21 protein-coding genes are annotated in these 26,679 nt (G+C 44.7%); 13 read left to right on the top strand and 8 right to left on the bottom strand.

Translation table 11 applies throughout. The features are described from left to right. Nucleotides 1-171: 171 nt before the first annotated feature. From dnaG to rpsU, 3 genes are all read right to left on the bottom strand, one after another. Nucleotides 172-1,950 carry a DNA primase gene (dnaG, locus tag JV36_RS0106460; protein ID WP_032095719.1) on the bottom strand — a complete coding sequence of 593 codons (1,779 nt, stop codon included), beginning with the start codon at nucleotides 1,948-1,950 and terminating at the stop codon, nucleotides 172-174. Between the two features lie 155 nt (nucleotides 1,951-2,105). Continuing rightward, nucleotides 2,106-2,552 (bottom strand): GatB/YqeY domain-containing protein, encoded by a 447-nt coding sequence (locus tag JV36_RS0106455; protein ID WP_032095720.1) that lies wholly within the window; start codon nucleotides 2,550-2,552, stop codon nucleotides 2,106-2,108. Between the two features lie 494 nt (nucleotides 2,553-3,046). Beyond that, on the bottom strand, nucleotides 3,047-3,262 hold the full coding sequence (rpsU, locus tag JV36_RS0106450) for a 30S ribosomal protein S21 (RefSeq protein ID WP_012517258.1): 216 nt from the start codon (nucleotides 3,260-3,262) through the stop codon (nucleotides 3,047-3,049). 368 nt (nucleotides 3,263-3,630) lie between these two features. On the opposite strand from rpsU, the gene tsaD reads away from it, so the two are divergent. Next, nucleotides 3,631-4,644: a tRNA (adenosine(37)-N6)-threonylcarbamoyltransferase complex transferase subunit TsaD gene (tsaD, locus tag JV36_RS0106445; protein WP_032095721.1), complete on the top strand. Its 1,014-nt coding sequence runs from the start codon at nucleotides 3,631-3,633 to the stop codon at nucleotides 4,642-4,644. A 162-nt stretch (nucleotides 4,645-4,806) separates the two neighbouring features. Beyond that, entirely contained in the window at nucleotides 4,807-6,066 is a 1,260-nt protein-coding gene (locus tag JV36_RS0106440; protein ID WP_032095722.1) for an alkaline phosphatase family protein, read from the top strand. Between the two features lie 63 nt (nucleotides 6,067-6,129). Here the strand turns inward: JV36_RS0106440 and plsY are convergent, their stop codons facing one another. Next, nucleotides 6,130-6,732: a glycerol-3-phosphate 1-O-acyltransferase PlsY gene (gene plsY / locus JV36_RS0106435; RefSeq protein WP_032095723.1), complete on the bottom strand. Its 603-nt coding sequence runs from the start codon at nucleotides 6,730-6,732 to the stop codon at nucleotides 6,130-6,132. 325 nt (nucleotides 6,733-7,057) lie between these two features. On the opposite strand from plsY, the gene folB reads away from it, so the two are divergent. From folB to JV36_RS0106415, 4 genes are all read left to right on the top strand, one after another. Beyond that, a complete protein-coding gene (folB, locus tag JV36_RS0106430; RefSeq protein WP_032095724.1) occupies nucleotides 7,058-7,411 on the top strand; it encodes a dihydroneopterin aldolase in 354 nt (117 codons plus the stop codon). Further along, nucleotides 7,411-7,905, top strand: a complete 495-nt coding sequence (gene folK / locus JV36_RS0106425; protein ID WP_032095725.1) for a 2-amino-4-hydroxy-6-hydroxymethyldihydropteridine diphosphokinase — start codon at nucleotides 7,411-7,413, stop codon at nucleotides 7,903-7,905. The genes folB and folK overlap by 1 nt, the downstream gene beginning before the upstream one ends. 8 nt (nucleotides 7,906-7,913) lie before the next feature. Further along, the gene (locus JV36_RS0106420) at nucleotides 7,914-8,714 is read left to right on the top strand and encodes an undecaprenyl-diphosphate phosphatase (RefSeq protein WP_032095726.1); all 801 of its coding nucleotides are present in this window, start codon (nucleotides 7,914-7,916) and stop codon (nucleotides 8,712-8,714) included. Nucleotides 8,715-8,914: 200 nt separating this feature from the next. Next, nucleotides 8,915-9,286, top strand: a complete 372-nt coding sequence (locus JV36_RS0106415) for a histidine triad nucleotide-binding protein (protein WP_032095727.1) — start codon at nucleotides 8,915-8,917, stop codon at nucleotides 9,284-9,286. Nucleotides 9,287-9,385: 99 nt separating this feature from the next. Here JV36_RS0106415 and JV36_RS0106410 read toward each other — a convergent pair whose 3' ends face one another. Further along, the gene (locus JV36_RS0106410; RefSeq protein WP_032095728.1) at nucleotides 9,386-11,086 is read right to left on the bottom strand and encodes a dipeptidyl-peptidase 3 family protein; all 1,701 of its coding nucleotides are present in this window, start codon (nucleotides 11,084-11,086) and stop codon (nucleotides 9,386-9,388) included. 380 nt (nucleotides 11,087-11,466) lie between these two features. Between JV36_RS0106410 and JV36_RS0106405 the strand changes: the two genes are divergently transcribed. Continuing rightward, a complete protein-coding gene (locus JV36_RS0106405; RefSeq protein ID WP_032095729.1) occupies nucleotides 11,467-12,303 on the top strand; it encodes an HDOD domain-containing protein in 837 nt (278 codons plus the stop codon). A gap of 145 nt (nucleotides 12,304-12,448) precedes the next feature. Here the strand turns inward: JV36_RS0106405 and JV36_RS0106400 are convergent, their stop codons facing one another. Then, a complete protein-coding gene (locus tag JV36_RS0106400) occupies nucleotides 12,449-13,621 on the bottom strand; it encodes a benzoate/H(+) symporter BenE family transporter (RefSeq protein WP_032095730.1) in 1,173 nt (390 codons plus the stop codon). Nucleotides 13,622-13,813: 192 nt separating this feature from the next. Here JV36_RS0106400 and JV36_RS0106395 point away from each other — a divergent pair, with 192 nt between their 5' ends. After that, complete coding sequence (locus JV36_RS0106395; protein WP_052010132.1) at nucleotides 13,814-14,425, top strand: helix-turn-helix domain-containing protein; 612 nt, start codon at nucleotides 13,814-13,816, stop codon at nucleotides 14,423-14,425. A 50-nt stretch (nucleotides 14,426-14,475) separates the two neighbouring features. On the opposite strand, the gene rdgC is transcribed toward JV36_RS0106395, so the two are convergent. After that, nucleotides 14,476-15,387, bottom strand: a complete 912-nt coding sequence (rdgC, locus tag JV36_RS0106390; protein ID WP_032095731.1) for a recombination-associated protein RdgC — start codon at nucleotides 15,385-15,387, stop codon at nucleotides 14,476-14,478. A 206-nt stretch (nucleotides 15,388-15,593) separates the two neighbouring features. Continuing rightward, nucleotides 15,594-17,324, bottom strand: coding sequence for a sensor histidine kinase (locus JV36_RS0106385; RefSeq protein WP_032095732.1), 1,731 nt, complete (start codon nucleotides 17,322-17,324; stop codon nucleotides 15,594-15,596). A 219-nt stretch (nucleotides 17,325-17,543) separates the two neighbouring features. Between JV36_RS0106385 and phoB the strand changes: the two genes are divergently transcribed. The 5 genes from phoB to JV36_RS0106360 all read left to right on the top strand — a co-directional run bounded on the left by phoB (nucleotide 17,544) and on the right by JV36_RS0106360 (nucleotide 26,671). Continuing rightward, on the top strand, nucleotides 17,544-18,233 hold the full coding sequence (phoB, locus tag JV36_RS0106380) for a phosphate regulon transcriptional regulator PhoB (protein WP_032095733.1): 690 nt from the start codon (nucleotides 17,544-17,546) through the stop codon (nucleotides 18,231-18,233). 69 nt (nucleotides 18,234-18,302) lie between these two features. Continuing rightward, nucleotides 18,303-19,604 (top strand): phosphate regulon sensor histidine kinase PhoR, encoded by a 1,302-nt coding sequence (phoR, locus tag JV36_RS0106375; RefSeq protein ID WP_032095734.1) that lies wholly within the window; start codon nucleotides 18,303-18,305, stop codon nucleotides 19,602-19,604. A gap of 96 nt (nucleotides 19,605-19,700) precedes the next feature. Beyond that, nucleotides 19,701-20,792 (top strand): PstS family phosphate ABC transporter substrate-binding protein, encoded by a 1,092-nt coding sequence (locus JV36_RS0106370; protein ID WP_235207790.1) that lies wholly within the window; start codon nucleotides 19,701-19,703, stop codon nucleotides 20,790-20,792. A 316-nt stretch (nucleotides 20,793-21,108) separates the two neighbouring features. Continuing rightward, the gene (locus tag JV36_RS0106365; RefSeq protein WP_032095735.1) at nucleotides 21,109-23,904 is read left to right on the top strand and encodes a hypothetical protein; all 2,796 of its coding nucleotides are present in this window, start codon (nucleotides 21,109-21,111) and stop codon (nucleotides 23,902-23,904) included. A gap of 118 nt (nucleotides 23,905-24,022) precedes the next feature. Beyond that, a complete protein-coding gene (locus JV36_RS0106360) occupies nucleotides 24,023-26,671 on the top strand; it encodes a TonB-dependent receptor domain-containing protein (protein WP_032095736.1) in 2,649 nt (882 codons plus the stop codon). Nucleotides 26,672-26,679: the final 8 nt, after the last annotated feature.

Here is a 26,679-nt window from a genome sequence, read left to right as displayed (position 1 = left end):
AAATGCTCTGTATGCATTGCGATTGAACACAGCGAATTAGTCAGTATAACAGAAAAACCAGTGGTTTTACCAGATTACTGGCTGATTTTTTAAACAGCAATCATTTGCAATTGAAACTTACAGGGTATGTTGATTTTCGCTGTGCATTTTTGCAGCGACGTTCAATACGCCCTAACTATTTTGCCGTTCTTTCATTAACAGCGTTAATTCTTCTTTCTCTGCTCTACTTAGTGATTGCACTCGAGAGCGCGATAGTAATGTCTCTATTCGGCTTTCAAGATGAGCATCAAGTAAACGCGTAAAACTATCATTATAGACCCGTTCTGCGTCTTCATCTTTAACTAAGTGCTCTTGCAACAATAGTTTTGCGATAGTAGAAGAATGGGGATGGTCGCGGAAGTTTTCAACAAGCTGACTGGTTTTAGCCTCTGGGTTAGCCAAACAAAATGCGTGTACATCGCGCAGCAAATCCATGCCCGCCGCTGCGCTACCGGTAAAAATGCCAATTTGCACATCGTCACAAGTCGCGGCCAGTTTTGGTGAGTCTAAGAGTAAGCGAATAAGCATACGAAGGGGTGATAACTTGGGTTTGTTTACCTGAGTTAGATTTGGGGAGTAGGCTTTTTTGCTGCCTTGGTTTGCTTTTGAGATGTCTTGCTGAAGCTTGAATCGGTCAAATTCTCCGGTGTGCTTAGCTAGCTCTTCAAGCAACATATTTTTCTGATCAGCGCCTAACGTTGACTCGATAAGAGGCATTGCGGCTTTCTTAAGGGCTATTTTTCCTTCAGGTGTGCCCACATTATGACTCTTAAGTAGGTTCTCAAAAAAGAAACGCGATAGCGGCATAGCTTCGTTAAGCATGCCTAAGAAGGTATCTTTGCCCACCTGGCGTACCATGGTATCTGGATCTTCACCATCGGGTAGAAATAGAAACGATAATCGCACGCCGTCTTTTAATGCGGGTAGCGCGTTTTCTAGCGCTCTCCAGGCCGCTTCGCGACCTGCACGGTCACCATCGTAACAGCACACAATGTGCGATGTTGCGCGAACCAGCATTTGGATATGCTCTAAGGTCGTGGCTGTGCCTAGGGCTGCGGTGGCAATATTAATATCGAACTGGCTTAACGCCACGACGTCCATGTAGCCTTCTACGACAACAACGGTATCTAGCTGCCGGTTTTGCTGACGGGCAGAATAAAAGCCAAATAGCTCGTTGCCCTTATGGAAAATACGGGTCTCTGGCGAGTTAAGGTATTTGGGACCACCGTCTTCTAATACTCGTCCGCCAAAGCCAACCACACGCCCTCGTTTGTCTCGAATAGGAAACATAATGCGGTCGCGAAAAAAATCGTAGGTACGGCCCTGGTCATTTTTATTAACCAATCTCAAATCAATAAGCTGCTTTATTTGTTGAGGACTTTTTCCAAATGTATCCAGCAATGCGCTCCAGCCATCAGGCGCATATCCAATTTCCCACTGCTTAACAATGTCGCCACTCAAACCGCGATTTTTAAGATAATCGATTGCCTTTTTACTGTTTCCGTTTTGGCGAAGCTGGTGTTGGAAAAAGCGTGTCACCTGCTCCATTAACGTGTAGTCGTCTTGCAGCTGCTGCTTCTTTTCCTCACTCATGGCAGGGCGGCTGCCCTTTTCTCGTGGTACTTCTAGCCCGTGATATCTAGCGAGGTCTTCAATGGCTTCAACAAACTCTAGGCGGTCGAATTCCATGATAAAAGAGATGGCGTTGCCGTGGGCTCCACAACCAAAACAGTGATAAAACTGCTTATCTTGGCTGACAGTAAAAGAGGGCGACTTTTCGTTGTGAAAAGGACAGCAAGCTTGATAGTTTTTGCCTGCTTTTTTTAATTTTACTCGGCTATCGACCACTTCTACCACATCGGTACGTGAAAGAAGATCATCAATAAAGTCGCGGGGTATTTTTCCAGCCATGAGGGATTCGTATAAATAAAACGGTGGTTACTTTAACAGGGATAGCGAAAAATGAGAATGTATTACCGCACCCAAGTTTGTTGGTTGCGGCAATTGGTAATAGTCAGCACTCTCTACTAATGGTTTTCGAATCGGTGACTATTGCGCTTACATTCTTAGGCGTTTAAGCGGGCTTTAATTTTTGCACTAAGTGCGCCCATATCGGTGCGACCTTGTACCTTTGGTTTTAATGCGCCCATTACTTTCCCCATATCTTGCATACCCGATGCACCCGTTGAGGCCATGGTGTCATCAATTAACCCATTGAGTTCTTCATCAGTAAGTGGCTGAGGCAAGAAGTGTTCAATATAGGTAATTTCTTCCCGTTCCTTGCTTGCAAGGTCGTCTCTGTCTGCTGCATCAAACTGAGCCGCGGCGTCTTGGCGCTGCTTCACCATTTTCGTGAGTACCGCGAGTACAGCAGGGTCATCGAGCGTGATTTGTTCGTCTATTTCTTTTTGCTTAATTGCCGCAAGGGCCATTCGAATAGTGCCTAAACGCAGCTTCTCTTTCGCGCGCATTGCATCTTTTTGGGCAGATTTTAAATCATCGATTAATGCCATGATAGTTTCCGTATCCTTTGTTAGCGAGTCGTTGTTGGATATAACGTTATGGGCAATAGGATAATCAATAGAAAGATAAATGGAAGCTTTATAAGCGAAAGGGCCCAATGAGAAGTCTAAAAAATGGGTGGACGAAATATAAGCGCTAAATAAAAAGGATGAAAAATAGAGTTCAATGTAGATGGTTCGATAACGAGTTTAATTATAGCGCGATTGTAAAACGGATTGGTTATCAGAAAAGGCTAATTGATATGCGCCAGCTGCTGCGTACTGCTCTTTGCACTGCGGCTTAGCACGGTTCTTTATACTAAGGCTTAGCATTACTTTTTATACTAGGGTTTAGGACTACTCTTTATACTTAGCTTGGTACTTTGGCCTCATATTAAAAGCAAACAGATACAAAAAAAGATCCAAATAAGGATCTTTTTGATACTTCAGAAACGCGAAAGGTGCTGCAATGGCAACACCTTTCGTACTCGTAATTAAACCCTAGTTTAGTAGAGTTTTACGCGACGTGCGTTTTCACGAGCTAGCTTCTTAAGATGACGCTTTTTAGCGGCAGCTTTCTTGCGCTTGCGTTCCCACGTAGGTTTTTCGAAGAATTCACGACGACGAACTTCAGATAGAACACCTGCTTTTTCACAAGAACGCTTAAAACGACGCAGCGCCACATCAAACGGCTCGTTTTCTCTAACTTTAACGATAGGCATTTAAACACTCACCTCAAAACTTTACTGTGTATATCCGGGTAAAATTGTGCGCTAAAAAGGCCACCCGGGTTAAAAATGGTGCGAAATTCTAATCATTTCTGCAGAGAAAGTAAAGGATGAATTGCTAAAAAATAGCCAATATCGTGCATTTACTCCTTTGCTAGCATTCCATGAATGCAGGTTTACAGGTAAACTCTGCGCCTAAGAAACATAAGCTACCCAGTTTCATCCCCCTAACGCTGCCTTTTTAGAGCGTATCTGGGTTTTGAATTTCGGGTTAGAAAGATAATCACGGGCGGATCATAAAGATGATCGCCGCAGATCGCTAGTAATATTATTGGTTTTTGTTGTAAAAAGGTGAGCGCTTAATGCGAATTTTAGGAATTGAGACGTCGTGCGACGAAACCGGCATTGCAGTATATGATGACGAGCAGGGCTTATTATCTCATGAGTTATACAGCCAAGTTAAGCTGCACGCCGATTATGGTGGAGTCGTTCCCGAGTTGGCTTCTCGCGATCATGTCCGCAAAATTATTCCCCTTATCGAAAAAGCGCTGACTGACGCAAATACAACATCAAAGGATATTGACGGCGTTGCCTTCACTCAGGGGCCAGGCTTAATTGGTGCTTTACTTGTGGGCTCGTCCGTTGGACGCTCACTCGCCTATGCGTGGAATGTACCGGCGGTTGGTGTGCATCACATGGAAGGCCATTTGTTAGCACCGATGTTAGAAGACAATGCGCCTTCATTTCCTTTTGTGGCGTTGCTTGTTTCTGGCGGCCACTCAATGTTGGTGAATGTAAAAGGCATTGGTCAATACGAAGTACTGGGGGAGTCAGTCGATGACGCTGCTGGTGAAGCGTTTGATAAAACCGCGAAACTTCTCGGTTTAGATTATCCAGGCGGTCCATTGCTTGCCAAATTAGCGGAAAAGGGTGAGCCCGGTCATTATAAATTCCCAAGGCCTATGACTGACAAGCCAGGTTTAGATTTTAGCTTCAGCGGCCTCAAAACCTTTGCTGCAAACACAATTAGAGCATCTGATGGCAGCGACCAAGTTAAAGCTAACATTGCATTTGCATTCCAAGAGGCTGTGGTGGACACGCTTATGATCAAATGTAAGCGGGCGCTGAAACAGACGGGCATGAAACGATTAGTTATTGCCGGTGGTGTCAGCGCTAATCACATGCTGAGGCAAAAAATGAAGGTATTGATGGATGAGCTACACGGCGAAGTATTCTACCCCAGCCTAGCTTACTGCACTGACAACGGAGCCATGATTGCCTATGCCGGAATGCAAAGATTAAAAGCAAACGAAGTCCTTGAACTAAGCTCTCAGGCCAAGCCTCGCTGGCCGCTAGACACGCTCACTGCAGTTTAGATACTGCTGTTTGGGTGTTAGGTTTTGGGTATAGACTCAAGCGTTTAGGTATTAGGTTTGGGTATTAGGTTTAGGCATTAGGTGCAGGCGCGCGTCTAAGACGGGGAACGCGTCATCTTTATTTGATGTGCGCCTAATGTGTTCGCAATAAGGAATAAGAACATGATTAAATTAATGACCGCTGTGTTATCTGCATGGATGTTACTGGTGTTATCTCACACCGCAAGTGCGAGTGAAGAGACCACGCAGCAGACTCAGTACGTCGTGTTGATTTCACTGGATGGTTTTCGGCACGATTACGTCGAGCTACACGGCGCGTCTCATCTAGCTCGCATAGCCAAAGAGGGCGTGCGCGCATCAAGCATGACACCGGTTTACCCAGCAAATACGTTTCCTAATCATCTGTCGTTGATAACAGGGTTATTACCTAAACATCATGGCATCGTGAATAATCGTTTTTTCGACAAAACAAGACCAACGAAAGAGGGCTATGCTCGCTACAGTATGGGCAAAGGAAAGACAGACAGTACCTGGATTACGGCAACGCCACTGTGGAATTTAGCCGAGCTAAACGGGCTTAAAGCGGCAACCTTTTTCTGGCCAGAGTCTGATGCACGAATTGGCGGCGCGCTTCCCACCTATCACTTTCCTTATTCAAAATATACAAGCTATCAACAGCGAATAGACCAGATGGTTCAGTGGTTAAGTTTGCCTGAAGTATCTCGACCTCGCTTTGTCACTGGCTACTTTTCGCTCACCGATACGGTAGGTCATGACGAAGGGCCTTATTCGCCCTTAACCAAAGATGCAGTTGTGCAAGTGGATGCCCTCGTGGGTGAGTTGTATGACCGAATTCAAGCATTAGACATAAACGTTAATGTGGTCATTGTATCGGATCACGGTATGACTCCGGTAGATAGCAGTAAAGTCATTGACGTGTCAGCACTGTCTATCCCAGATACATTCTCGGTAGAAAACGAGGGCGCACAAGTTCATATTTACGCTCCTAAAGACGCGAGTGAAGAAGTGATATTGCAAGAGACAAACCGCTTATCTGCTATCTCTAATGAGCAGTATAAGGGACAGTTCGTTGTGCTTAGCGATGCTCAGCGAGAAATACGTCAATTTGAAAAGGGGAGTAGAACGGGAGACATCCTGTTAGAGGTGGCACCCCCAGCGCGTTTTATTGATGATGCAACAGGTCATATCAGCAAAGGCGGTCATGGCTACCTCAATACGCTGCCAGATATGGGCGCCACTTTTATTGCTGCAGGCCCTGCGTTCAAAAAAGGGGTTACGCTGCCGGTGTTCAGTAACTTAGAGGTTTATCCTGCGCTTGCTAAAATAATGGGTATAGCGCCGTTCACGCCCATAGATGGCAAACTTGAAGTACTCAATCAAGGGCTAGTGCACTCACTTTGAAACATAAGCACTGGAACACTAACATCGAAACATTAGTGCAGAAACATTAACACTGGGGGCGAGTCATTCTTTGATAGACCCTTTATCCCACACTTTACTCTCAGAGCCGCTTAAAAGCCGTACAATGTTGTCTTTATGCCTAATAATAATGAGTATGGATAACATGGCCACTGGAATTGTATAGAGCGGTTTTACCAGCCAAGTAAAAAGGGGCGCTAGGCTTACGGCAACAAGCGCGCCCAATGAAGAATAGCCGGTGATAAAGACCACAAGCACCCAGCTCACAATGAGAAGCCCTGCCAAGTCTAGACCTATTGGCAACATGGCACCAAAAGCGGTCGCCACCGCCTTTCCGCCTTTAAAACCAAAGTACAGTGGGAAAATGTGACCAAGGCATGCGGCTATTGCAATTAGCCCTAACAGCACAGGTTCAATATTTAAAAAGTAACTGCCATAAACGGGGATGGTTCCTTTTAAAATATCCATAACCAATACAAGTAGGGCTGGTACACGTCCACCGAGCCGGTATACATTCGTGGCGCCTGGATTTTTAGAGCCTGCAGTTCTTGGGTCGGGAAGAAGAAATACTCGGCTGATGAGTACCGCACTCGACAGCGAACCAAAAAGATACGCAACGGCAACCATTAATATTGTTAAGGAAATCATTAGTTTATTTTTTCACTCATTGGCGTTTCATTTTCCTAACGTTTTAATTGTTAAAACGCTATTAGGTGTTTAACTGCTAGCCGCGACCCTCATTATTCAAACTAAGGTTTCTCAGTCTCATGTAACGTTTTTGTCTTCGTTAAATATGAAAACCTCAGTTGCCCCGTGTTGCCATACAGCGGTATAGTTGTGCATCATTTACTGCGGTAAGCTTTGCATCAGCATAACGCTACTTCATCCAAATACGATATACCACCTTTGGCCTGCATTTATGTAAGTCAATTCGCAGTAGTAAGACCAGTAAACACATAAGTTGAAAGAATTCATGGGTAAAATATATATAACTGGATTAACGGTAAATACGTTAATTGGGGTTTACGATTGGGAGCGCACACAGCAAACTGCGCTGCTTTTAGACGTAACCCTAACCGCAGACCTAAACGCAGCCATGCAAAGCGATGATGTAAACGACACCATTGACTATGCAAAAGTGGCAGAGTGTATTGTTGACGTTGGTCAGCGTAGCGAGTTTGAACTTTTAGAAGCCTTTGGTAACGCCGTAATGATATCGGTACTTGACGCTTTTGCGGTGTCCGCTATCACCGTTAAAATTGTAAAGCCGAATATTTTACCCAATGCACAAACGGTGGCAGTCGAGCTTTGCCGAGAGCGTAGTTAATGTCTCAACACACCATTTTAATTAGTGTAGGCTCTAATATTGAGCGTGAGCATTACACTCGACAGTCAATTATTGCGTTAAAAAAGCACTTTCAAGACGTTTCGCTGTCTTCAGTGTACGAAAGTGAAGCGGTAGGGTTTAACGGCAGTCCATTTTATAATTTAGTGGCTAAGGCAAATACCTCACTGAGTATAGAACAGGTATGCGAAACCTTGAAAAACATTGAGCGGGATAATGGGCGGGTTCACACCGACAAAAAGTTTTGTGCTCGTACATTGGATTTAGACCTTCTTACCTATGATGACACCGTGACTCGTTCACCCGTTGTGTTACCAAGAGAAGAGATTTGTCACAATGCCTTTGTATTATGGCCACTGGCAGAGCTGGTACCCAATAGTATTCATCCTGAAACACAACAAACCTATGCCCACATGTGGGCGTCTTTCGATAAGCAGAAGCAGCGACTTTGGCCTGTTGACTTTACCTGGAGCTAAGCAAGGGAATGACACTTTTTGAAATTATAATTTTAGCTATTATCCAAGGGGTAACGGAGTTTTTACCTATTAGTAGCTCGGGGCATTTACTGTTACCGGCGGAGCTTTTTGGCTGGGTAAGCCAAGGTTTGGCCTTCGATGTTGCGGTTCATGTGGGCAGCTTGTTAGCCGTAATGATTTATTTTCGCCAAGAAATTATGCAGATGACGGTTGCATGGTGTACGCAAGGGTTCAGTAAACAGCAGTCCACTGACAGTAAGCTGGCGTGGTACGTCATTATTGCGACCATTCCTGCGGTTATTGTGGGTTTTCTTATGAAGGGCTGGATTGAAGATAACGCCCGAACGGCGCTGGTTATTGCCGCAACAACTATTATTTTTGGCCTGGTATTGTGGTACGCCGATGCGACCGCCAAGCGAAAGCACGAGCTTGATACACTTAACATGAAACAAGCGATATTCATTGGCTTGGCGCAAGTGTTAGCTTTAATACCCGGTACGTCCCGTTCGGGAATAACCATGACCGCAGGATTGATGCTTGGCTTAAAGCGTGAAGCATGCGCCCGTTTTTCTTTCCTATTGTCTATTCCAGTGATACTGGGGGCAGGCTTATTGGCAACCTACGATTTGATTGAAGCCAACGAGGCGGTGGACTGGCAAGCATTAATGTACGGCGCTATGTTCTCTTTTGTGAGTGCTTACCTTTGCATTTACCTATTTTTAAGCTGGATTGCGCGCATAGGGATGCTTCCTTTTGTGATATACCGCCTCGCGCTTGGTGCAATACTTTTATGGTTTGTCTTTGCTTAACCTGTGGTTGAAAAGCTTAGCTTGAACAGAAAAGCCCGAATAGAAAAAACAGCTAGAGAGCGAGATTAAAAAGCCAAATTTGAAAGGCAGACATGTCAAGCTTGGCTTTGTAGAGCTCGCTTTGTAAAAAAGCAGTGCGCCAGAATGGCATAACGTTTTAAGGCGCGTCAGATTACAGTGTAAATAAAAGGAGCAACAGGATGTCGGACACTATTTTTACCAAAATTATTAATAAAGAAATCCCCGCGGACATTCTTTACGAAGATGACATGGCGTTGGCGTTTAAGGATATTAATCCCCAAGCTCCAGTCCATTTTCTTGTTATTCCAAAAAAGGCCATTGCCACAATCAACGATATTACAGCTGACGACAGGGAAGTGGTTGGTCATTTATCGGTAGTAGCGGCGAAGGTGGCCAGCGATTTAGGGGTTGCCGAGCAAGGTTTTCGAACTGTCATGAACTGCAACGAGTTTGGTGGCCAAACGGTTTACCATATCCACCTTCATGTACTGGCTGGGAAGCCGTTAGGATGGCCTCCGTACACAGAAGATATGAAAAAGCACGTTGAATAGCGAGCAGCCTACAAAGCCGTGAAATAATGAAAAACGCCGCGTTATTGGCAATGACGCGGCGTTTTTTTATAAAAGCAAAAATTAAAAATTAAACTGCGTTCACTCGGGTAATCCCAGCACTTTTTTACCTTGGTTAAAGTGTATATCCACTGGAATGTTAGCATCGCTTAAACGGGCTAAGTCAGAGTTTAGTTGCGGCTTAATTACGCCCATTGTCTCGACAAGTTCACCAACGCCATCATAGTCACCATCACCTTGAAGGGTAAGAATTAACTCTGATAACGCTTCCACGGCTGCGCCCATTTTTCGCATGTTGACACGATACAGTCCGTCTTCAGTTTTCTCAAACGCACCTTGCTGTGCAAAAAAGTTAAACCTAATCATGTTTGCTTTACCGTGCGCTGAGCTTGCACCAAAGCGAACCGAGCGGAATATGCCGGCCATAAAGGTGACATAGTAATCCTCTAGTGAACCCTCTGTAATCTCACCTTTCTCAAGAAGACTTTGCACCATGTAGAGACCTAAAATATCGGCTTTGCCTTCCTCTAATGCGGATGCGTGTTCCTTCAACGCCTGGCGAACGGTGCTTGAACCATCAAGGGTATTCTTAATGCCTAAACCGTGAGCCACTTCATGGAACATGGTATTGGCAAAAAAGGCGTCGAAGGTAATATGCTGACGCTGCTCAGGAACAATAAGTGTATCTGCTATAGGCACGAGGATATTGTCGAATTTTGCCTGCATAGCATTTTTAAGCTGTAGTCGACGAGTCCCTTTCTCTAACTGTACACGTTCATCATTGGGTAGATTGATGGCGATGGTTTTACTGCCCGCATTAGAGTGACCTGCATAATAAATAACATCATAAGCATTTAGGTCGGCGTCAGACCCCGGCACTTCGGCTTTATAAGCTTTTGCTACTGGCAATCCTTGCTGTAACTCGGGTAAAAACGCTGCATATTTAGCAAGCTTTTCGCTCCATGCTAAGTCTTTCACCAGCACATAAGCTTCAAACGCGGCGCGGTAGCCAAATAACTGATCCTCATAGGATTCAATGGGGCCAATCACTAACTCAATAGGGTTGGTTTTCATGTCCATCCACGCCATATCAGAGGCAAGGTAGTCATCGGTTAACAGTGCATCTGCTCGCAATGTTAAGTACGCCTTAAAACTCTCATCTTCAGCAAGCTCGGCCGCTTCAAGAAGAAGATCAGAGGCTTCCATCAAATCACTTTTAAACGCTTCTGAATAAGGCACGGAATACAAATTTCCCGCTTCATCACGCTTAACCATGGAGTATAGCCCCTGCTTATCAGCAAACTCTGCGGTAGCAAATTCAGCCTTTTCCATGTCATGGGGGTAAAACTGTGCTCCAGCGAATTTCGCATCGAAGCCACTGATAAAGGGGGTATCGCCATTTAAACGATCCCATGGACCGTAGTTAATTGAAGCGAAGTGACGTACCTCTTCACTTTTAATCCCACTCAAAAATGAGGCTTTGCTGCCAAAAAATGCCTGTTGCCAGAATAGCTCATCCATTATTTTTGATGCATCAATGAGAAGCGATAGCATCTTATGCTGATTATCGCTGAGATGGTCTAAATTGGCGGTAAGGTCCACTGGGTGATAAATAGTCAGTCTTGACTCATCCACTAGCAGAGTCTGCTCTGTGTCCGCCGTGTCTTCAAGTGCTGTGTTTGCTGATTTAGTATCTGTGGGTTGGCTGCATGCGCCTAACATAAATACACCGGCAAGTGCCGCTGCTACAGGAGATAGACCTGTTCTTATTATTTTTTTCATTGGTTGTTTTACCGTCTGTCGTTAGTTTTATTAATCGTATTAATTTGATTTTACATCAAAGGCAAATAGCTTCTACTATTCACTTTGTTGTTTGAAATCAAAAGTATTTTCTCGTCTATTATCTATACTGTAATAGGTGGCTTGTTCGCCTGTATATTTAGTTGGTCGAAATCGAAACACTGCGATAGTATGGTTAAAGTTATACTATTATAAAAAGCCTGTCCCGCTGAAAATATGAAGGGATGCTGTATTGAAAATGAAAGTCGAACGCACAACTATCGATTATGCCGCTAGCGAATCGCGCTTTACTGCATAAACGATATTAATATTTTAGTAAGTGATTGGCTTGAACAAGCCATAAAAAGTCTAAGGGTAGAACTATGTCTACACAGAACGCGCTCTCAACTATTCTTGTTGAAAAAATAAATAATGACACGCTTGTACTGCCTACGCTTCCAGCAATTGCGTTAAAAGTAAGAAAAGCGGCTGATGATCCTGATATAAACCTCAATGCAATGGCCGACGTTATTGGCCAAGACCCATCACTAGGCGCCCGCATGATTAAAATTGCGAATAGTGCATACATGGGGCGTAGCGTAAAAGTAACGTCGATTGGCCAAGCCGTTACGCGAATTGGTCTGCGCCAAATTAAAAATATTTCTACTGCGTTGGCCATGGAACAGCTGTTTGTGTCAAAAAATGACATCGTCACGCGCTATTTGCAAAAAGAATGGGTGCGTACCGTTGATATCGTTGCAAACTCAATGGCGGTGCTGCAGCTCTACATTTCGAGAACGAAAAAGCGTGAGATGAGTCTGGATACCATGACGCTAGCCGCATTAGTTCATAATATTGGTGTGCTTCCTGTATTAACTGAAGCCGAGCGCCACCCAGAAGTCTTTGCCAATCCCTCGTTCCTCGATGTAGCGATAGACAAACTATCCGGTCGAGTGGGCGCGAGCATTATGAAAGAATGGGGATTTGGCGAGACCTTTGTTAACGTTTCACAGCACTGGAAAGACCTAAGCTTTATTCCTGAAAACGTAGACTATATTGACTTTGTTCGCGTGGGCGCAGCCCTATCTGGCGCGATGGATAATCAAAAAGATGCCGTACTCAATTTAGCCATGCAGCGGAACGTGGTTGACGATATTAGCGTATTGCACAGCGACGAGTTTACAGAGCTGTCAAATTCAGCGAAACAAATATTCATGTAAAGCGTATGTTTTTAAGGCCTTAGCACCTTATTTACAAGGTATTGAATTGAAAGAAAGCCAGCACACATTTTTGTGGTAGAAATTGTCTATTCCCAACTACGTGCTGGCTTTTTATTTATATTGAAGTTCACTGAAAAAGAACAATTTAAGAAGGCTTCCCCTCCCTTTTTTGCACAAAAAGTAATCCGAGCCCAAGTCCAAGCCCCCACACCGCAGAGGGTAACGAAAGCAAACTGAATCCAGATGCCGTACACAGCAGTGTTAACAGTGCTGGTGCGCGATGAGACTGCGTTTCCATACTTTTGGAAAATGCTCCCTGAAGTGTTGCTAGCAAAGCCAGCCCTGCCAATAGATGAATGATGACCTTAGGCATGCTGACAAATAATGACACAATGGCCGATGCACAAAGGCCCACTATCAAATACGCAATACCTGCAGCTATTGCAGCTTTGTAACGTTGCTGCTTATCATTATCTACCTCATTTCCCATACAAATTGCGGCAGTAATCGCGGCAAGATTAAACGTGAAACCGCCAAAAGGGGCAAGTATTCCCTGTACAACAGCAATGCCAGAAAGTATGGGTTTATGGTCTGGAAAGTAGCCGTGGATATGGTGAATGGCAATGCCTGGTAAGTTTTGCGATAGCGTTGTAATGATAAATAGTGGTAAGCCTAAACCGATGGCAGCAGACCATGACAATGTGGGGGTAACCCACACAGGGGTTGGGGCGCCTAACACAAACGTGAAGCCTGAATCACTGGCCTGGCTCTGCATGAAAACGGTCACTATGAGAGATAATATTAATAGCACCAACATTAAATACTGGGGAAAAAGTCGACTTCCGGCTATATAGACCGCTAAAAATGACGCAACGATGTAGGGATACTCATTCACATCACTAAAAATAGCGAGGCACAGGGGCAGTAAAATACCTGCAAGGAGCGCACTTGAGATGGCGGGTGGGATGCGGCTAATTTGTTTAAGCAGAAGTCTGCTTTGCGCGGTTATGAGTGATAAACAAGCGCAAACGATAAAAGCGCCGATAGCGTCGCTGTAGGAGTATTGTTCTACTGTGGTAAGTAAAAATGCGGCACCTGGTGTCGACCATGCCGTCACCACGGGAACTTTAGTGAACCATGAAAAAGCAATACACGTTACTCCCATGCCAAGCCCTAAGGCTAGTAGCCAACTTACCACCATAGCGTCTGACGCGCCGGCACGCTTCGCGACGTCAATAACGATGACAACGGCACTGCTATAGCCAACAATGACAGCGGTAACCCCCGCGCTAATATGCCGTAAAGAAAATCCACTCATTGTCCATGCCTTTGTTTGAACAGTATTTACTGTTTTCACTTTGAAAAATGATTACCGTTACTAAAATGTTGTGCGTTATAGCGCACAAAGTTTGTGGGGCAAGAGTAGCACTTGTGCGCTATAGCGCACAAGTGCAAAAATAACGTATACTGAGCCAAAAGGTTTTAATGATTTCTTGGCAATAAGGTAGGTATGTTGGAAGGCAGCGGAAGTAAAATTACCCATAATGTGGCGCAAAATTTACGGCGGGTAAGGGGCGAAAGAAAGCTATCACTCGATAGTGCGTCTCAGTTAACCGGCGTATCAAAGGCCATGTTAGGGCAGATAGAAAGAGGGGAGTCGAGTCCAACCATTGCTACGCTGTGGAAAATAGCCACTGGACTACAGTGCTCTTTTTCTTCGTTCTTGGGCAGCACTGCAGCAACACGCGCAAACAGCCAAGAAAGCAGCCAGGAAACCAGTAATGAAACCAGTAATGAAACCAGTGTACTGCAACCGCAGGTTGAGTTGATTGCCGACCCTAATATGCAGGTTGTCACTTTATTCCCCTTTGATCCACTGACGTCATTTGAGGTGTTTGAACTGGTATTATCTCAACACCATGAGCAACACTCCACAGCTCACCAAGCAGGTGTAACTGAGCGTATTCATGTTATCTCTGGCGTGTTAAGTGTGATGCAAAACGGTCAGTGGGAAACGCTAAAAGCAGGGGAGCAATGCGTATTAGCGGCAGATCAGGCGCATGCTTACAGAGATGATGCAGGTGAGACTCGATTTATGGCAATAATACACTACCCTCAATAATACATTACCCCCAATAAGCGTCGTTGGGGGTAATCAGGGCTTAATAAAAACTACAGGTCGTTGTCATTCAGCTTCAATGTATCTCGAAGGAAGTTTAACAGCGTGGTTATTTCCGCTGACATCAGTGCGAACTCTGCATCTAAACGAGCTTCAACCTGATCTTTAGGGACGTCTTCAGTTTCTTCTTTAAAGCGGTCGGTAAATTTAATACGTTTTACCGCACCATCTTCACACATGATTGCCGATAGGCTTTCAGCATATTCAAACGCCACTTTTTGAACAAGTTTACCAGCAGATAAATGCAGGCTAATTTCGTCGCTATCAAGAGGCTGATTTTTACAGCGAATGACACTGCCAGTGTCGTCAGCAGATTTTAATTCTGCCTCTTCAAGCAAATCGATGTTATCTGGCGTCGCGTCTGTTACCCAATGCGTTAACTCGCTTTGCAGGCTATGACGGGTAAATGGCACAACAGGCAGTGAGCCAATCGCCTTTCTTACCATAGCGAGAAACGCCTCGGCTTTGCCATCTGATGAGGCATCCACTACCACTAAGTTGTCCGGTAGCGAAATAAACCCATGGGTATAACTATTCTTTGTGAATGCTTGTGGTAGCAGGCGCGTTTGAATTTCTTGCTTTAAATCTGTTTTGGCTTTTTTACCAACCGCGGCTCCAGTTTCCATTTCTATCTTGGCAACCATTTCTTCAAGTTCAGCATTAACAACCGCTGCAGGTAAAATCTTTTCCTGCTTTTTCAGCGTTATCCAATAGCGCTGCTGAACACAGTGAAACATGGTGCCCGATTTGCCAGCTTGAGAAAAGGGTGAAGCAAATCCCATAGTCGCCATATCTTGGCTGCCGCAAGGTCTAAAAGCATGCTCGTTAAGCATACGTTCTAAATCGTCATCATCGAGCGACAGTGGCTGTGTTAATTGAAATGCTTTTATATTTTTAAACCACATAGAAGGGAAAATCTCATTCAAAAATTAGGGCGCAAGCGTATCAACCAACGCGTCACCGCGCAATTGGAAATGCACCGTTAGGAATACTCGGCTAGCAGTGCTCTCTTTAAATTGAGTAAGGCTTGCAATGAAAAGCGTTAGAAAAGGTTTGTGCATCTTAGCGCGTGTTGTTAGCCCAACATTCGTAGAGCAAAGTTCAACACGCCCTAATGTTGGCTTATTGGAAACGTTATGGTGTAGCGAAGGCCTTTACCCGGCTCACTTTGGGCATCAATCTTACCATTTAAAGATTGAGTGACTAGGTTATACACAATATGCGTACCTAGGCCACTGCCTCCTGAGCCTCGTTTAGTGGTAAAAAAGGCATCAAATAGCTGAGAAAGTTCGTCTTTCGTGAGGCCTTTACCATCGTCTTCAAAATGCATGACTACTTGGTCATCAACTGCTTCAACATTTAAACTGATGTTTCCAACTGCTTTATCTTCAAATGCATGGTTAAGGGAGTTTACAGCAAGGTTGCTTACAATTTGCGCGATGGCCCCCGGCGCGCAGGTGACTATTAATTCTGGCGGGCAATTAACCGTAATATTGTGTTTAGTTTGCTTGTAGCCCGACTGGAGGGATTGAAGTACTTCCGCAATATATTCGCCTAGGTCAAAGTCGCGCTCATTCTCGCTGGTTTGGTCAACGGCAACTTGTTTAAAACTGGCAATCAAATCTGACGCTCTGCCTAGGTTGTTCAGCAGCAATTTAGCAGTCTGGTCGGCCTCATCGATAAAACTTGCCATACTTTTACTGGTTAAGCTGGTGTCTTCAAAGTCTTGCTTAAGATTAATAAGTCGCTCTTGTAGAAAGCTAGCTGCAGTAACACTGACCCCAAGAGGAGTATTGATGTCGTGGGTAATACCGGCAACAAGCCCGCCTAGCGACGCCATTCTTTCTGACTCAACCAATTGTTGCTGCGCTTGATTTAAGGTTTGCATAGAGCCGGCCAGCTCATCGTTCTTCTTGCGCAATTCGCTTTCAATATACTGCCGATTCTTGTTTTCTTGACGTAACTCTCGCTGGTGGGCAATAAGCTCATCTTTTTGTTGCTCAAGGTCTAGCATGATTTGCGACAGCGACGCAGTCTTTTTCGCTACCTCTTGTTCGAGTACCAAGTTTTGGTCGTCTAGCTTTGTATTAGCGGCGGTAAGCTCTTTTTGAGCGCTTTTTAGCTTGTGATTTGAAGCAATTAAGTCATCGATGACCCCATTGTATGAGTCTCTTAATTGCAGTAGTTCGTTGTCGTCTTTTACTTCAAGGTTAAGTTTACTCTCTTCTGGGCGTTCGGGGTCGAATCTTCCCATTTGTTCGGTAATATTTTGCAGAGGTTCCGACAGCATAGTGCGAAAAGCCGTCATAAACAGAAAGACAAGGAAGGTGGTTTTAACAATGGCGTTGCCAATAAGGAAAAATACCCCTACCTCAATTCGACTGAATATAGTGTCGAAACTAGAATATAGAGTGACATCGCCAACGGTAGACTCTCGGCCTGCGAATTTAAACACCAGAGGAAAGCTGTAACTAAATACGCCACCGGAATGGTCTTCAATCACCTCACGCTCTACTGGGTTAGGTGAGCGACTTTTACGGATACCTTGCTCGGTAATAAAGTTGCCGTTTTCACCACGTACCTGTAAACCCTCTACAATGGGGATCGACATTAAACCTTCAGCTATCGCTCTAACCTGGTCATCATTAATTTCCCACATGGCACGGGTTAAGCTAGAAGAAAACGTATTTTTGAGGGTTTGAAGCTCTTCTTCAACGTGGTTCTTTGTGCTGAGATATTCGGTGAATATTTGCCCCACCGTCACAATAAGTGTAAGCGCAAAATATACTGAAAGTACTCTTGTTAAGAGCTTCCTTGATAACCCTGTTTTAACCGCAGCCATCGATAAACTTGCCCCTGTCTAAAATCGAGTAGTGTAGCTCTATGCGCTTTTGCCTCGTAAGAATATGCAAATTTCTATTAATTAACAAGATTATGTGTTCAAACTATGTACTGAGTAGAATATATGCAAAACTTGACACATAATTGTAATGACTTTAATAAAACTGTCACAGACCACATTAATAATAGCGAAAAATTAAAAATGACCAGGAAAACAAACATGTCTCGCACAATATTGGTGGTTGAAGATGAAGCCCCTATTCGTGAAATGCTAAAATTCGTTTTAGAACAATCTAGTTTCACTGTAATTGAAGCAGAAGATTTTGATATTGCCAAAGAGAAAGTGTGTGAGCCATATCCTGATCTTATTCTGCTCGACTGGATGTTACCTGGTGGAAGTGGTGTACAGCTGGCCAAAAGCCTAAAGCAGCATGAGTTCACAAGAGATATCCCAGTAATTATGCTTACCGCAAGAGGCGAAGAAGAAGATAAAATTCGCGGTTTAGATGCAGGTGCGGACGACTATATTACCAAGCCATTTTCCCCTAAAGAATTAGTAGCCCGAATCAAAGCTGTCATGCGTCGCGTAACGCCAACGTCAAACGAAGAGCCTATCGAGTTCAATGGCCTTAAGCTTGAGCCGGTTTCTCACCGGGTTACGGCAAACGACGAGCCATTAGATATGGGCCCGACAGAGTTTAAGCTACTGCATTTTTTCATGACGCACCCAGAGCGCGTGTACAGTCGAGAGTTACTGCTCGACAATGTGTGGGGCACGAATGTGTATGTTGAAGATAGAACCGTAGATGTACATATTCGACGATTGCGCAAAGCTATCTCGAGTCATGGTCATGATGCTATGATTCAAACCGTTCGTGGGGCCGGATACCGCTTTTCAGGTAAGTCTTAACGCCCCACACTAGGGACACATTGAGCTATCGGCCATGTGTCCGTAAATTTCTGTAACACGAGTTCCACTATGTATTACCCCTTCTCATGGTTCAGAAGTACGGTTCGTTTATTATTATTCTTGGTGGCGTTTGCCATTGGAGGATGGTTAATTAACGATATGGTATTTGCTGTGGCCTTTGGCGCTGTCATTTTACTGCTATTTAATTACTGGCATTTGTACAAATTAAATCGCTGGTTGTGGCATAGCCGAAAAATGTCTCCCCCCACAGTACGTGGCGTGTGGGAACATATATATGAAGGGATTTACTATTTACAGCGCAGAAACCGCAATAAGCGAAAAGAGCTTGGTGAGCTAGTAAAGCGCTTTAGGGAAGGGTCGGAGGCATTGCCTGATGCTGCCGTGGTAGTTGATTCTAAAGCCTGTATTTTATGGTGTAACCGATTAGCAAGACTTGAACTTGGGTTGAAGTGGCCAAAAGACGCAGGGCGTCGGCTCGATAATTTAATTAGACACCCAGAGTTCATTCAATACTTTCATGCGGGAAATTATAAGTACCCCATTGAAGTACCGTCGCCGACAAACGCGAATAAAACCTTCGAATATCGAATCATGCCTTATGGTGAGGAGCATCTGCTGCTCATTGCCCGAGATATTACCCGCGTATCCCAATTAGAGGCTATGCGTAAAGATTTTGTGGCTAACGTGTCTCACGAACTCCGCACGCCGTTAACGGTAATTAACGGGTACTTAGAAATAATGCCGGAAAGTGACGATGCTAATCCCTTCATGAAAAAAGCCATGCATGAAATGGAAACCCAAACTCATCGAATGCAAAACCTGATTGAAGACCTGCTAGTGCTTTCTCGAATAGAAGCCAGTTCAGAAAGGGTATACGAAAACGTTGTTAATATAGGCTCTATGCTTGCGCTGATAGAGCGTGAAGCCCAGGCACTTAATAAAGAAAAGCAACATACAATCAAATTTCACATAGAAGATGACTTGTTTGTATATGGTGTGGAAACAGAATTACGTAGCGCTTGTTCTAATTTGGTATTTAATGCCGTGCACTACACGCCGCCAGGCGGTGAGATTAACGTTTATTGGAGCCGCCAGTCTGCCGGTGCCCAATTTTCTGTAATTGATAATGGTGACGGCATTGAGCCAACTCATTTAAATCGACTTACCGAGCGTTTCTATCGAGTTGATAAAGCACGCTCTAGAAAAACCGGTGGCTCGGGATTAGGGCTATCTATTGTGAAACACGTGCTTAGCCATCATAATTCGTCTCTTGATATAAGCAGTGAGATTGGTCAAGGCAGTCATTTTTCATTTGTGTTAGACAATGAACTTATTGCCGATCAATCGTGAACGCAGGTAATGAAAACGGGTTTTTCATAAGATCGTGTAGAAAAAAGCGTGTAGAAAAAAGCGTGTGAATGCAGGTAAGTGAATGAAGGCGTTTGAATGAAAAGAGTGAGTTTGGTCAACAGGGTTTCTGCATTAAGTATGATAGCCGTATTAGCTGCGTTAATTGTTGCGAGCTCCGTGCAGGCCAGCAGTATTCAAGTCAGCAATATTCAAACCAGCAGTACTCAAACCAGCAGTGTTCAAAATTCATTGACCAATGCAGCAAGCAACGGCAGTAATACGCCGGCTGTTTCGACTAAGCCGACGATACCCAACTACGAACGAGTGCCTGGAGTTGCCGGAAAGCTATCCTCGGTGGGGTCAGATACGCTTGCCAACCTAATGACGTTTTGGTCGCAAGAATTTAAATCCTTATATCCACAGGTGGGGTTTCAAATTCAAGCATCGGGCTCATCAACCGCACCGCCCGCGCTTATTGAGGGCACGGCGACTATCGGTCCAATGAGTAGGGCGCTAAAGCCCAGTGAAATTCGAGACTTTATTAATGTACATGGCTATCCACCGACAGTATTAAAAGTCGCCATGGATGCTATTGCTATCTTCGTGGATAGACGAAACCCGCTTCAAGGGATGACGTTAGAAAACGTTGACGCCATTTTTTCTCAAACCTTATATTGTGGTGCAGAAAAGCAAATTAGCCGCTGGTCGCAATTAGGCGTGGATGAAAGTGGGTATCGTTCACCAATTCGACTTTATGGGCGTAACTCGGTATCGGGTACGTATGGGTTGTTTAAAGTAACGGCGTTATGCGATGGCGATTTTAAAAATACAGTGAATGAACAGCCGGGGTCGGCATCAGTAGTACTGTCAGTGGCAAGTGGAACCGGCGCTATTGGCTATGCAGCCTATGGTTATAAGACCGCGGGAGTAAGGGCACTTGCTTTAGGTGAAACCTTAGATAGCTTGATTCCTTTGTCTATCGATACGGTGCGAGATGAGACTTATCCCTTTGCACGTTTTCTTTATTTAGTGGTTAATAAAAAGCCGGGTGAGCCATTGCCTACTCTTGAAAGAGAATTTATCCGCTATATTTTATCCCAGCAAGGACAAAACCAAGTTGTCCGAGATGGATACTTTCCCATTCGCGAAGATGTGTTATTGCGACAGCGCCGTCTGTTGGGTAAATAAGCGCAAATTTTGTCATAAAGACTGTAACTAAAGTGTCATGCAACGTGGTTCGATAATTGTGACACTGTAATATTTCTCCTTATTTTTTATCTGTAGCCGTTGTTACTTGTTCCTCTACATGCACAAAAATCAGCGCTGAAAGCCCCTAAACCCCTATTTTTCCTGTTTTTCTTCTTTTTTTAGCCATTAGTCTAAAATTCAGGCTTTTTATGTGAAACTTTTATGACAGTTTTTTTATGTAACAAATGTGTCATTTAGCTTAGGTACAGTTTCGTCGTTTTCAAAATCCATAAAAATACCGCACTTGGAGAAACACATGGAACTTAAGCAACTTTTTAAAGCTTCAGCAATTGCTACAGCATTAGTGCTAGCAGGCTGTGGTGGCGATATCAATATCAGCGAAGGCGATATTGACAACAGCGTTACAACTACAACAAATAACAATAATGACGCTGGTGATGGTAGCGGCAGCGACGGCGGTACAACCGACCCAGTAAGCAATGCGCCTGGCGAAGCAAGTTCTTTCCTTAGCGGCGAAGTTTCTGACGCATTTGGTCAAACAGTTGAAGTTCGCGTTCTTTCTGGTCGTTTAACCGCTGATGATGCAGACGACCAAGGTGTTATTACTCTAACAAACGACACGGTATGGGCGCTTGAAGGGCCTGTATTTGTAGGTAACGACAAAGCCGACAGCGTAACGCTTGCTGTTGAAGAAGGTACCGTTATCTTCGGTCGCACTGGTGCGGACTATCTAGTAATAAGTCGTGATTCAAAAATCGAAGCAGAGGGTACTGCATCTGCTCCAGTAATCATGACATCGTTCAACGACGTGGTTGGTGACGAAGTTGGTGCTGGCCAATGGGGCGGTGTGGTTATTCTAGGTAACGGTAACTCTACCAAGTGTCCTCAAGACGGCTCTGATTGCGCGCTTCAAGTAGAAGGTGCAGAAGAAGGTGCAGTATTCGGTGGTAATGATGACACCGACAGCTCAGGTATTCTTAAATACGTTGTTGTTAAGTATGCGGGTTTCGAAATTGCACCTGACAACGAGCTTAATGGTATTACGTTCGGTGGTGTAGGTTCTGGTACAGAGGTTGATTATGTACAGGTACACAGCAATGCCGACGACGGTGTAGAGTTTTTCGGTGGTGCGGTAAATGCTAAGCATTTAGTACTTACTGGTAACCAAGATGACTCAGTAGACTGGGATAATGGCTACAAAGGTAAAATTCAGTACGTTTACGTTCAGCATGCGGCTGACAATTCTGATGCTAACCGTGCCATTGAAGGTGACGGTGATGGTGGTGACGGCTTAGATTTCTCTAAGCCAATGGTTGCTAACATGACAGTTATTGGTAACACGTTCGATACAGCCGATGCTGATTCAGAAGGTCTTTTACTTCGCGACCAAACTGGCGCGAACTTAATGAACTTCCTTATCACTGGTCCCGAAGCGATGGGCGAGTGTTTAGAAATGGACACTGATGAAACGGTTCAAGCCAACCTTTCTGACGGTGACCTTACAATGACTCACTCTGCAATAGCATGTTCTGAGCCGTTTAATTCACCTGAAGGTGCAGTTGACCTAGAAACTTGGTTTACTGGACAAGAAGGTAACCAGCTAATCGCGTTTGAAGATCGTGCAAACCTTGGTCTTAACCCAGACGGCACGCTAACTTCAGAAAGCGCACTTCTTACAGCTGGCGGCGACGCATCTGTTCTTTTAGATACGTTCTTTGAAGCAAATACATTTGTTGGTGCCGTTGGTGAAACTGACTGGCGTCAAGGTTGGGCATTTGGATTCGGTGGCGGTAACATCGACCTGGTTCAATCAGCGTCTGGTTGCCCTGCAGGTACAACCACTATCACGCCAGTAGACGGCGAAACGACTACGTGTGAAATCTCAGGTACGGTAACGTCAGACCTAACACTTACAGAGGGCAATTTATATGCGCTTTCTGGTGCAGTGTTCATCGGTGGCGACAAAGAAAACAGCGCAACACTTACTGTTGAGCCTGGTGTAACAGTTTACGGTGCATCTGGTAACGATTACCTAGTAGTTAGCCGTGACTCAGAAATTGATGCAAACGGAACTGCTGAAAGCCCAATTACTTTTACTTCACGTGACCACGTTGTTGGTGGCCTTGAAGCGGGTGAAGCAGGTCAATGGGGCGGTATGATCGTGCTAGGTAACGGCGAATCGACTAAGTGTCCTCAAGACGGTACTGAGTGTGCACTTCAAGTTGAAGGTGCGCAGGAAGGTGCGGTATTCGGTGGAACAGACAACGAAGACAGCTCTGGTACACTTCGCTATGTTCGCGTAATGCACGGTGGTTTCGAAATAGCTCCAGATAACGAATTAAACGGTATCACTTTCGGCGGCGTTGGTTCTGGTACTACTGTTGAGTACGTACAAGTACACAAAAACGCAGATGACGGTGTTGAGTTCTTCGGTGGTGCAGTAAACGTTAAGTACCTTACCCTTACAGGCATTCAAGATGACTCTGTAGATTGGGATAATGGCTACGAAGGTAAGCTACAGTTTGTACTTGTTAAGCATGCAGATGATAACTCTGACGCTAACCGTGCCATTGAAGGTGACGGCGATGGCGGTGACGGCCTAGCGTTCTCTAACCCAATGGTTGCTAATATGACAATTATCGGTAACGAGTTCGACACGGCTAATGCTGACTCAGAAGGTGTTTTACTTCGAGACCAAACTAACGCGCAGCTTTACAACTTTGTTGTAACAGGTCCAGCAGGCATGGGTGAGTGTTTCGAAGCTGACCTAAGCGATGGCGACACTACACTACTAGCTAACATGGACGGTACTAACGACCCTCAACTAACTTTCGAGACATCAGTACTAGCATGTGCGGAAAACGTTCGTGACTCGGGTGACTTCGACCAAACTGCGTGGTTCACGGCTCAAACTGGTAACAGCTTACTAGACGAAACTGCAACTGTACTTGACGGAATCTACACAGTAGATGCGACAGCGGCGACAGACGTTTCAACACTGGATAGCTTCTTCTCTTCTGTGGACTTTATCGGTGCAGTTAAAGACGCTGACAACGATTGGACTGCAGGTTGGACTGTAGGTCTTGAATAAGACCTAGTTCACTAGCTAAAAACAAGCAAGTGCGTTGCAAAAGTGACGCACTTGCTTTTAAGTTTGTAAGACACGAATTTTTTATTCGTAAAAGTATTCCTTTTTAAAGAGGTTCATCATGAACAGACCTGCTAACAGGTTTCTTCTAAAACCCATCAGCTTAGCTGTTGCAGCAAGTATCTTGTTTCCAACGACTATGGCCTACGCTCAATCAGATGAAGATGAAGTGATTGAAGAAGTAGTGGCTACCGGAACGCGCCTAAAGGGCACCGCAACGGCAGTAATGGAAGAACGTAAAAATCAAGCTTTCGTAGCTGACATCATGGGTGCTGAGCAAATAGCTCGCACTGGTGATAGTGATGCAGCGGGGGCCCTTCGTCGTGTAACTGGCTTAACATTGGTAGATGGACGATTCATCTATGTGCGTGGTCTTGGTGAACGTTACTCATCAACACAGCTAAACGGTGCCATCGTTCCAAGTCCAGATCCGACGCGTAACGTAATACCTCTGGATCTGTTCCCATCGAGCATAATCGAGAGTCTAGCGGTTCAAAAATCGTATTCTCCCTCAATGCCAGCGGCATTTGGTGGTGGTAACGTTAATATTCGCTTGAAGTCTATTCCTACACAGCGAGTATTCAATGTATCTGCCGCTTTTGGTATCGACACAGAAAACTCTGGCGATGTTCTAGATTACGCCGGTGGCGGTCGTGATTGGACAGGTGAAGATGATGGTACACGCGCAGCTTCAGCGGCTATTCAAGAGCGTTGGGATTCAAAGAACTTCTTAGATGATTTAGAGCCTGAAGAAGCGTTAGAGCTATTTAAGGGAACAAACCGAGCATACGGTCTTGAAACGACGTCAGCGGATCCTGACATGCGCTTCAACGTCACTTATGGTGATAGCTACGATTACGATGATGATTGGCGTTTTGGTTTCTTAGCCACGTCACGTTACTCTACGCAGACCCGATCATCAGAAGAATATGAGTTGCAAGACCCAGACTTGGTCGGCGATGAAATCATCAATGTACGCTTCTTTGATGATATTCAAGGTACAGAGCAAACAGTAACCTGGTCTTCGCTTTTAACGCTGGGCGTAGACTACGATAGAAAGCATCGCATCGATTACAGCCTCATCGTGTTGAACGATACCCGCGATGAAATTCGTGAAATGTTTGGTAACACTGAAAACTTGAACCAGGCAGAAGGCTTGCGTATTCGCGATATCGACATACAGTATGAAGAGCGTTCACTTTATACCAACCAGGTAAAAGGTCAGCATACATTCCCTGAATTAAATTTTATGGGCGTTGACTGGACATACTCGTTGGGTCGTTCTGTACGTCATGCTCCAGGTAACTTTAACGCGCGTTTCGTTATGGAAGACGTGAATCAAGACGGTATTTTTGACGATGAAAATGAAATTTTCTTGTCAGATGCTCAAACAGCGGCCCGTTACACGTTCCAAGACCTTCACGATCGTTTAGAGAACTTTGGTTATAACGTGACTTACCCGATGTCCTTTGGTGATTGGGAAACTGAGTTAAAGGTTGGAGCGAGTTTTGTCACTAAAACACGTTCTGCTGAAAACCGTCGCTTTGACATAAACACGCTAGGTGTTGAAAACCGTTCTATTTTAGACGGAAACGACTTTGGCGAGATTTTCAGCGATAGCGTTCTCGATTCTCTAGAGTTATCGAGTCGACCAATTATTCGTGATACTACAATCGCGGGCGATGATTACGTAGCAGGTCAAAAAGTTGATGCTTACTATTTTGAAGCCGATTTCTTCTACGACAACAAATGGCGTTTCACCGGTGGTGCACGTTATGAAGATTTCCGTCAGGTCGTAGCGCCATTGGATCCGCGTACTAATCAGTTTGACTTAAGTGACGAAGCTGATCGTGCACAATTAGCGTTCCAAGAAGACGGGTTTTATCCAGCGCTTGCTGTAACCTACTTCCTTGAAGACGATATGCAGCTACGTGCAAGCATAGGCCAAACGGTAGTTCGCCCAGATCTTCGTGAAGTGTCATCGGCAACTTACTTAGACCCGTTAACGAACTTCCCAATTGCGGGTACGCCAGGTGTTAGCACTACGGATATTATTAACTACGATTTACGTTGGGAGTGGTATCGCGAAGCAGGCAACAACTTATCGGTAGGCCTTTTCTATAAAGATATGGAAGCGCCAATCGAGTCAGTTCAGTCGCCGGCTCAGGATGGTCCACCGCTCATTCGTATTGCAAATGCTGAATCTGGTGAGGTTTACGGGGTTGAGTTTGAGTTCCTACAAGACTTGGCCTTCATTGGCGACGGTATATGGGACAATCTATTTACTACCGGTAACATTACTGTGAGCGACTCTGAGATTGTTTTAGATCGCCAGAGTATTGTGGATCAAACCGGCGTATCTGCAGCAATTACGAATGTGGAACGACGTATGACGGGTCACTCTCAGTATGTGTTGAACATGCAGTTAGGTTACGACTCAGACAACGGTGAGCACACTGCGTCACTGGTATACAACGTATTTGGTGAGCGTATTCTTATAGCGGGTATCGATGGCTTCGACGACAACTACGAGCAGCCGTTCCACTCGCTAGATATGGTGTACAAGTACTATCCAGATTTTAATAGCACTGTCACATTGCGGGTTCAGAATATCTTAGGTGAGGATCGTGAAATAGAGTTTAACGATGCATTGCTTAGGTCAGAGACACGCGGTACAGGAATTAGGTTGTCATTTAAATACGACTTTTAAAATCTAAT

The sequence above is a fragment of the Alteromonas sp. LOR genome, from assembly GCF_000753865.1.
Lineage (GTDB): Bacteria > Pseudomonadota > Gammaproteobacteria > Enterobacterales > Alteromonadaceae > Alteromonas.
The sequence above is the reverse complement of the archived record's forward strand: the minus strand, read 5'-3'. Positions and strand labels throughout refer to the sequence as shown.

What these genes read in the sequence shown, in the direction of transcription:
- dnaG (WP_032095719.1), bottom strand. Translation starts at nt 1,950, where the DNA reads ATGGCTGGAAAAATACCCCGCGACTTTATTGATGATCTTCTTTCACGT.
- JV36_RS0106455 (WP_032095720.1), bottom strand. Translation starts at nt 2,552, where the DNA reads ATGGCATTAATCGATGATTTAAAATCTGCCCAAAAAGATGCAATGCGC.
- rpsU (WP_012517258.1), bottom strand. Translation starts at nt 3,262, where the DNA reads ATGCCTATCGTTAAAGTTAGAGAAAACGAGCCGTTTGATGTGGCGCTG.
- tsaD (WP_032095721.1), top strand. Translation starts at nt 3,631, where the DNA reads ATGCGAATTTTAGGAATTGAGACGTCGTGCGACGAAACCGGCATTGCA.
- JV36_RS0106440 (WP_032095722.1), top strand. Translation starts at nt 4,807, where the DNA reads ATGATTAAATTAATGACCGCTGTGTTATCTGCATGGATGTTACTGGTG.
- plsY (WP_032095723.1), bottom strand. Translation starts at nt 6,732, where the DNA reads ATGATTTCCTTAACAATATTAATGGTTGCCGTTGCGTATCTTTTTGGT.
- folB (WP_032095724.1), top strand. Translation starts at nt 7,058, where the DNA reads ATGGGTAAAATATATATAACTGGATTAACGGTAAATACGTTAATTGGG.
- folK (WP_032095725.1), top strand. Translation starts at nt 7,411, where the DNA reads ATGTCTCAACACACCATTTTAATTAGTGTAGGCTCTAATATTGAGCGT.
- JV36_RS0106420 (WP_032095726.1), top strand. Translation starts at nt 7,914, where the DNA reads ATGACACTTTTTGAAATTATAATTTTAGCTATTATCCAAGGGGTAACG.
- JV36_RS0106415 (WP_032095727.1), top strand. Translation starts at nt 8,915, where the DNA reads ATGTCGGACACTATTTTTACCAAAATTATTAATAAAGAAATCCCCGCG.
- JV36_RS0106410 (WP_032095728.1), bottom strand. Translation starts at nt 11,086, where the DNA reads ATGAAAAAAATAATAAGAACAGGTCTATCTCCTGTAGCAGCGGCACTT.
- JV36_RS0106405 (WP_032095729.1), top strand. Translation starts at nt 11,467, where the DNA reads ATGTCTACACAGAACGCGCTCTCAACTATTCTTGTTGAAAAAATAAAT.
- JV36_RS0106400 (WP_032095730.1), bottom strand. Translation starts at nt 13,621, where the DNA reads ATGAGTGGATTTTCTTTACGGCATATTAGCGCGGGGGTTACCGCTGTC.
- JV36_RS0106395 (WP_052010132.1), top strand. Translation starts at nt 13,814, where the DNA reads ATGTTGGAAGGCAGCGGAAGTAAAATTACCCATAATGTGGCGCAAAAT.
- rdgC (WP_032095731.1), bottom strand. Translation starts at nt 15,387, where the DNA reads ATGTGGTTTAAAAATATAAAAGCATTTCAATTAACACAGCCACTGTCG.
- JV36_RS0106385 (WP_032095732.1), bottom strand. Translation starts at nt 17,324, where the DNA reads ATGGCTGCGGTTAAAACAGGGTTATCAAGGAAGCTCTTAACAAGAGTA.
- phoB (WP_032095733.1), top strand. Translation starts at nt 17,544, where the DNA reads ATGTCTCGCACAATATTGGTGGTTGAAGATGAAGCCCCTATTCGTGAA.
- phoR (WP_032095734.1), top strand. Translation starts at nt 18,303, where the DNA reads ATGTATTACCCCTTCTCATGGTTCAGAAGTACGGTTCGTTTATTATTA.
- JV36_RS0106370 (WP_235207790.1), top strand. Translation starts at nt 19,701, where the DNA reads ATGAAAAGAGTGAGTTTGGTCAACAGGGTTTCTGCATTAAGTATGATA.
- JV36_RS0106365 (WP_032095735.1), top strand. Translation starts at nt 21,109, where the DNA reads ATGGAACTTAAGCAACTTTTTAAAGCTTCAGCAATTGCTACAGCATTA.
- JV36_RS0106360 (WP_032095736.1), top strand. Translation starts at nt 24,023, where the DNA reads ATGAACAGACCTGCTAACAGGTTTCTTCTAAAACCCATCAGCTTAGCT.